The following is a 7,171-nucleotide window of genomic DNA, read 5'->3' as shown; positions in this document are numbered from 1 at the left end:
CTTCAGTCGCGACGGGCCTTACCGGTAGAGCCCGTCGCGACTGAAGTCGCTCCCACAAGATCGCTGCGGCCTGCAAACGATCGAAAAAAAAGCCCTTGCCGCGTCGCCAGCCGCAGCGCCGCTACAGCGCGCTGCCGCCGAACTTGTGCGTGTACTGCAGGTACAGGCTGCGGCCCACGGTGTCGAACCAGGACACGTCGTAATACGGGTACGAGGTGTAGGTGCGGTCGTGCGGCGGCATCTTGTCGAACAGGTTGGTCACCGCCAGCGACAGCTGCGCGTGGTCGCCGATGCGGTACTGCACCGAGGCGTTGTAGCGGTAGGTGGCGCCGATCCACGGGCTGTCGCCGCTCTCCGGGTCGAACACCTGGTCGTAGGAATCGGAGGTCGGCAGGTGGCCCAGGCGCTCGCCGTGCAGCGTCGCCGACCAGGCCTTGCGCTCCCACGACACGCTGGCGCTCGCCTTGGTCCGCGGGATGTCGTAGCCGCTGTTGACCACGAACTCGTCCACCATCGCCTCGCCGGCGTACACCTGGATGTCGTGGCGGCGCACCCAGGTGTAGCTGCCGCCGAAACGGAAGGTGCCGATCGCGGTGTCCAGCCGATAGTGGGTGCTGAAGTCGATGCCGCTGGTGCTCTCGCGGGCGATGTTGATCGGGTTGACGAAGACCCCGTACAGGTCGCCGTCGGCGCTGCGGGTGACCCGCGACAGCGCCTGCTGGCAGGTGGTCGAGGCCGCATCCAGATTGCCCAGCCGGCACTCGGATTCGTCGCGCAGCACCTGGTCCACGCGCAGGTCCTGCACCTGGTCGCGCATGTCGATGTCGAAGTAGTCCACCGACACGTCCAGTTCCGGGCGCGGCGACCAGACGAAGCCGGCGGTCCACGAGGTGCTGGTCTCCGGGTCCAGGTTCCGGTTGCCGCTGCGGCCGCGGATGATGCCCTCGTCGTTGTAGCTGCAGTCCTCGATCGCCACCCCGGGCTCTTCGTCGGCGCAGCGGTAGTAGTCCACGCCGGAGGTCTCGTCGTTGCCGGGGCCGGAATAGACGTAGTGCAGGTCCGGCGCGCGGAACGCGGTGCCGTAGGAGCCGCGCAGCAGCAACGTGTCCAGCGGGCGCCATTCCAGCCCGCCGCTGTAGGTGAACTTGCCCAGGGTGCGGCCGGAGAAGCGGTACTGGTCGTAGCGCCCGGCCAGGCTCAGCGACACCGTCGACAGCACCGGCAGGCGCAGCTCGCTGGCCAGCGCCCAGCGGTTGCGGCTGCCGTGGCCGTCGGAGTCCTTCCAGCTGTAGTAGTAGTACTGGGTGGCCAGCGGATCCGGGCGCAGGTCGTAACCCTGGTTGCCGAACTCGGCGGTGGCCGACAGCCCCGCATCGCCGCCGGGCAGCGCGAACAGGCTGGGGTTGGTCACGGTGAAGGCGGCGGTGTCGGTGCGCGAGCGCGGCTGGTAGACGCTGCGCTGGGCGATGCCGTCGTACTCGGCGCGGCTCAGCGGCGTGTACAGGCGCTCGGGGTCGGCGTTGAAGATCGGCAGGCCCGAATCGTCGTCCACGCCCAGCTGCGGGCCGAGGAACAGCGCGTTGGCGCGTTCGGCGACGATCTGCGGCCAGCTGATCGTGGCCTGGTACTGCGAATGGCTGAGGCTGGCCTCGTAGTCCCAGTCGCTGCCCAGCTTGCCCTTGAAGCCGGTGGTCAGGCTGAGGGTCTTCTGCCGCGTGCGGATGGTGCCGGTGTTGAGTCCGCCCATTTCCTCGGGGCTGAACTGGCGGCCCCAGGCTTCGATCTGGTCGGTGGCCTGGTTGTAGAAATAGCCCTCTTCGTTGCCATCCGGGGCCATGTAGCCCCACTGGGTCACGTCGCGGAACAGCGACAGCTCGTGGTAGCCCAGCTGCAGGTCGGCGAACCACTGCGTGCCGCCGTCGAAGGCATAGTTCAGCGACGCGTAGGCATTGACGCCGCGGCGCTTGTTGCCGATGGTGCCGTAGCCGATCGAGGCGCTGCTGCCGCAGAACTCGCCGTAGCCCGGGCGCGAGGCGTAGCCGGTGCTGCCGCGGTTGAGGCCGGACACCGCCTCGCAGGTCGCCGCGCCCGGATCGAGATAGTTGTCGTCGTAGTCGGTGCGCAGGAAGGTGCGCCGCGGCACCTGCGAACGCTCGGTCGGGCCGTCCAGGGTGCTGTCCTGGCGGCTGCGCTGGTAGGCCCACAGCGGCGTCTGGGTCACCGCTTCGGCGCCGAACACCGCATCGAACGCGCCGCGCGAGAAACCGCTGCTGATGCTGAGGTTGAAGCTGTCGCCGCCACCGGCGCTGGTGTCGCCGAAGCGGTAGTCCAGGGTGGTGCCGTCGGCCTGCTTCTTGAGGATGAAGTTGACCACGCCGGAGATCGCGTCCGAGCCGTAGATCGCCGAGGCGCTGCCGGTCAGGATCTCGATGCGGTCGATCATGCCCAGCGGGATGTTGGAGATGTCGGTGAAGTTGCTGCGGCCCTTGAACGGCATCGGGAAGTCGGCGATGCGGCGGCCGTTGACCAGCACCAGGGTGTGGTTGGGGCCGAGCCCGCGCAGGTCCACCTGCTGCGCGCCGGGCGAGAAGTCCGCGCCGCTGGCCGACTGCGGGCTCTGCGTCTCGCCGCCGTTCTGGGTCATCGCGCGCAGCACGTCCGGCACCGAGGTGAAGCCGTTGGCCTTGATCTGCTCGGCGCTGATCACGCTGATCGGCGCCGGCCCTTCCAGCTGCGCGCGCGGGATGCGCGAGCCGGTGACCTGCAGCGTCTGCAGATCGGCGATCGGCTGCTCGGGCGCGGCGGCGGGCAGCACGGCGCGCACCGGTTGCGCGCGCGGCGCCGCCGGCTCCTGGCGCCGCACCAGCCAGGCGCCGGAGGCATCGCGCTGGGCGACGAAACCGCTGCCGTGCAGGACGCGCTGCAGCGCCTGCGCGGTGTCCAGCCGGCCCTGCGCGCCGGCGCTGCGCGCGCCGTCGAGCTGGTCGGCACGGTAGATCAGCTGCGCGCCGGATTGTCGCGCCAGGGCCTCCAGCGCCGCGCGCAGCGGGCCGGCGGGAATGTTCAGCTGGCTGTCGGCGGCCTGGCCGCCGGCAACCGTTTGCGCCTGCGCCGCGCAGGCGGTCGCACAGGCCATGCTCAGCAGCAGCACACGCATCGGATATCGCATCGAGTCTTCTCCCCTGACACAGGCGCAAGGCCACGCCCCCGTTAGTCAGGACGAACGAGCTGCGCAAATCCCCCCTGTCATGCTGCATGGCCGCCGCGTGCGGCGCCTCAACGGCTGTGCAGCAGCACCTGGTCGCCGCGGCGCTCGGCGCGGATCGGGAAGCCCTGCTCGAGCAGGCGCACGAACGCCTCGGTGTTGGACCAGCGGAAATTGCCGCCGACCCGCAGCGCGCCGGCGCTGGCGTCGGCCACGCGCAGCTTGACCGTGTTGTAGCGGTTGAACTCGGCCACCGCCGCCTGCAGCGGGGTGTCGTCGAAGGTCAGGTAGCCGTTGCGCCAGTCCAGGGCGCGCTCGGCCTCGGCCAGGGCGACGCGGCGCACCAGCACCCCGTGCGGGCCGGCCAGGGCGATGCTGCCGGCCGCCAGCAGGGTCGGCGGCGCCTGCGGATGCGCCGCCGATTCCAGCCGCACCGTGCCTTCGGTGACCACCACGCGCAGCGCGTCGGCATCGCGGCGCACCGCGAAACGCGTGCCCACCGCGATCACCCGGCGCGCGCCGCTGGCGACCACGAACGGCCGCGCCGGGTCCTTGCTCACCTCGAAGAACGCCTCGCCGCGTTGCAGGTCGATCTGCCGCCGCGCGCGCGACAGCGCCACGTCGATGCGGCTGTCGCTGCTCAGCGTGGCGCGCGAGCCGTCGGCCAGCGCCAGCGGACGCAGGCTGCCGGTGGCGCTGGCGTAGGCGACCGGCGCCACCGTCGTGAACTGGTTCCAGCCCAGGCCGAGCGCGGCGCCGAACAGCAGCGTCGCGGCCAGCGCCAGCGCCAGCGGCCAGCGCCGGCGCCGGCGCGTGCGCGGTGGCGGGCGCGGCGCGAAGCGCAGCCGGCCCAGGTCGGTCGGTGCGCCGGGCGCGGCCGCTGCCGGCGTGCTGTCGCCCGCTTCGATGTCGTTCGTCGCGGTGTCGCTCGCAGCCAGTCCGCGCCAGCTGCCGCGCGGCGGAACGCTGCCGTCGCGCCGGCCCGCGCCCAGCGCCTGCAGCCGCCCGCTCTGCTGCCACGCCGCCTGCAGGCGCACGAACGCCACCCGGTGCGCGGTGGCCGCCGCCAGCCAGGCATCCAACCGCGCCTGCTGCCGCGGCGACCAGTCGCCGCGGTCGCGCCGCGCCAGCCAGGCCGCCGCGCGCAGCTCAATCCGCCTGCTGTCCATCCTGCGCCCGTGCCCGCCGCGGCGCCGCCAGCGCACGCGCGCCGTCGTCGCCATGAAAATGATCGGCCAGCAGGCGCATGCCCTTGGCCACGTGCTTTTCCACGGTCTTCTCGCTGATGCCCAGACGCACGGCCACCTCCCTTTGCGACAGTTCCTCGACCCGCCGCAGCCAGATCACGCTGCGACAGCGGTCGGGCAGGCGGTCGAAGGCGGCCGCCAGCCGTCCCAGTACCTGCCGCCCGCCGCACCAGCGTTCCGGCGACAGCTCGTCTACCAAGACGTGCATCGACTCCAAATCACCCACTGCCTCGATCGACACCACCCGGCTGCGGCGCAGCCGGTCGGTGATCAGGTGCCGTGCGGTGGCGAACAGGAACGATTTGGGCAGGCTCGGCCGCGCTTTGCCGGCGGCCTCGTAGACGCGCACGTAGATTTCCTGGCGCAGGTCGTGCCACTCGTCGCGCTGCGGCCAGCAGCGCCGCAGGTAGCCGCTCAGCGCCTGCTCGTGGACGAGGATCTCGTGGACGAACCAATCGTCGAGGGAAGCGGGCATGCATTCCACATTAGCCGATCGTCCGCCGGCGTGGCAGCGCCCGCGCGCCGCCGCGAACCGGTACAACTGCGAGGGGGGAAACCGCGCCGCCGTTCGTCCCCTGTCTGCAATGAACCGCCCGTTCGCTTCCCGTCCGCCCCTCGAGGAGATCCGCATGACCCGTTTCGTCGGCACGTTCCGGCCCTGGATGGTGGCGTTGCTGGGCCTGTGCCTGGCCGCGCCCGCCGCTGCGCGCGACTACCGCCAATACCTGGTCGGCGACCCGGCCCTGCCCACGCCCGGCCCGGTCGCGCCGGGGCTGCTGCTGATGGGCGGCGGCGATCGCAACTACGATGCGCTGCGCTGGTTCCTGGCCAAGGCCGGGCATGGCCACGTGGTGGTGCTGCGCGCCTCGCAGGGCAACGAAGTGGCCGAGGAGTTCTACCGCGACGTCGGCGGCGTGGCGTCGGTGGAGACCTTCGTGTTCAAGGGCCGCGGCGCGTCCAGCGATCCGGCGCTGCTGCGCAGCCTGGCCCGCGCCGACGGCATCTTCATCGCCGGCGGCGACCAGTCGCGCTACGTGCGCTACTGGAAGGGCACACCGGTGGCCGCAGCGCTGGACGCGCACGTGCGCGCCGGCAAGCCGCTCGGCGGCACCAGCGCCGGGCTGGCGATGCTCGGCGAGTACCTCTACGGCGCGATGGACGGCGGCAGCCTGACCAGCGCGCCGGCGCTGGCCGATCCGCTGGGGCCGGCCACCACCATCGAAACCGACTTCCTGCACCTGGACCTGCTCAAGCGGGTCATCACCGACACCCACTTCAAGGAACGCGACCGGCTCGGCCGGTTGTTCGCGTTCCGCGCCAAGGCGGCGACGCTGGCCCCGGCCGGGCAGCCGCTGATCGGCCTGGGCGTGGACGAGAGCGCGGCGCTGGCGGTGGAAGGCGACGGCAGCGCACGGGTCTATGCCACCGATCCGCAGGCCGGCGCCACCGTGGTCGCCGGCCCGCTGCAGCCGCCCACGCCGGCGGGGCAGCCGCTGCAGGCCGCGCGCATCGAGACCGTCGGCGTCGGCCCCGGCTCGACGTTGCACCTGCCCGACGGCCGGGTCGATGCGCCGGTGTTCCACCGTTACTACGCCGTGCGTGACGGGCGCATGCGCGAGATTCCCGCCACCACCCTGGTGATCCACGGCGGCGCCGGGGTCGAGCGCGCCAGCAGCAGCGCCGCCGACCTGGCCGAGGCGCGCACGGCGATGGAAACCGCCCTGCGCACCGGGCAGGCGCTGCTGGCGCAGGGCAAGCCGGCGGTGGACGCGGTCGCCGCGGCGATCGCGGTGCTGGAGGATTCGCCGCAGTTCAACGCCGGCAAGGGTGCGGTGTTCACCCACGACGGCCGCAACGAACTGGACGCGGCGATCATGGACGGCGCCAGCGGCAAGGCCGGCGCGGTGGCCGGCGTGCACCGGGTGAAGAATCCGATCCGGCTGGCGCGCGCGGTGATGGAGCAGTCCGAGCACGTGATGCTGGTCGGCGACGGCGCCGAGACGTTCGCGCGCCAGCACGGCGTGACCCTGGTCGCTCCGTCCTACTTCCGCACCGACAAGCGTTGGAAGCAGTTGCAGCAGGCGCTGAAGGAAGAGGCCAACAAGCAGGCGCACGCCGACCTGGAAACCGCCAAGCATTTCGGCACGGTCGGCGCGCTGGCGCTGGACACGCAGGGCCGGCTGGCGGCGGGCACCTCCACCGGCGGCATGACCAACAAGCGCTACGGCCGCGTCGGCGACTCGCCGATCATCGGCGCCGGCACCTATGCCGACAGCCGCTGCGCGGTGTCCGGCACCGGCTGGGGCGAGTACTACATCCGCGCGGTGGCGGCCTACGACATCTGCGCGCGGGTCAAGTACGCCGGGCAGAGCCTGACGCAGGCGGCCGAGGCGGTGATCGACCAGCAGATCCCGAAGGCCGGCGGCGACGGCGGCGCGATCGCACTGGGCGCCGACGGCAGCGTCGCCTTCCCGTTCAACACCGAAGGCATGTACCGCGGATGGATCGGCGCCGACGGCGTGCCGCACGTGGCGATCTTCAAGGACGAGGCACTGCCGCTGCCGGGGGCGCCGTAACCGATGTGCGAGCCGGCTGGCGAGCGCCAGCCGGTCCTTGCATTCCGGGCAAGGCCCGTCGCGACTGAAGTCGCTCCCACAAGGAGCGTCGCAGCCGTCGCGGTGCCGGCCATGCTCCCTGTGGGAGCGACTTCAGTCGCGAC

General features: G+C 71.8%; 4 protein-coding genes and 1 pseudogene. 2 read left to right on the top strand and 3 right to left on the bottom strand.

All coding sequences use genetic code 11. From position 1 onward, the window contains the following. Positions 1-121: 121 nt before the first annotated feature. The 3 genes from VDQ83_RS18510 to VDQ83_RS18500 form a co-directional block, all read right to left on the bottom strand. On the bottom strand, positions 122-3,157 hold the full coding sequence (locus VDQ83_RS18510) for a TonB-dependent receptor (protein ID WP_455436001.1): 3,036 nt from the start codon (positions 3,155-3,157) through the stop codon (positions 122-124). A gap of 119 nt (positions 3,158-3,276) precedes the next feature. Continuing rightward, positions 3,277-4,374 carry a FecR family protein gene (locus VDQ83_RS18505; protein WP_455436000.1) on the bottom strand — a complete coding sequence of 366 codons (1,098 nt, stop codon included), beginning with the start codon at positions 4,372-4,374 and terminating at the stop codon, positions 3,277-3,279. Next, the gene (locus VDQ83_RS18500) at positions 4,355-5,083 is read right to left on the bottom strand and encodes an RNA polymerase sigma factor (RefSeq protein WP_455435999.1); all 729 of its coding nucleotides are present in this window, start codon (positions 5,081-5,083) and stop codon (positions 4,355-4,357) included. Before VDQ83_RS18500 ends, VDQ83_RS18505 begins: the two co-directional genes overlap by 20 nt. On the opposite strand from VDQ83_RS18500, the pseudogene VDQ83_RS18495 reads away from it, so the two are divergent. Together VDQ83_RS18495 and VDQ83_RS18490 are read left to right on the top strand one after the other, a co-directional pair. After that, positions 5,037-5,846 (top strand): annotated as a pseudogene (locus VDQ83_RS18495) (cyanophycinase); the annotation flags it as partial. The gene VDQ83_RS18500 and the pseudogene VDQ83_RS18495 overlap by 47 nt on opposite strands. 216 nt (positions 5,847-6,062) lie before the next feature. Next, the gene (locus tag VDQ83_RS18490) at positions 6,063-7,028 is read left to right on the top strand and encodes an isoaspartyl peptidase/L-asparaginase family protein (RefSeq protein ID WP_455436002.1); all 966 of its coding nucleotides are present in this window, start codon (positions 6,063-6,065) and stop codon (positions 7,026-7,028) included. The last annotated feature ends 143 nt before the right edge of the window (positions 7,029-7,171 follow it).

This window comes from Xanthomonas sp. WHRI 7945, from assembly GCF_035026585.1.
Note: the sequence above shows the minus strand (reverse complement) of the source record. Positions and strands in the feature narration are given on the sequence as shown.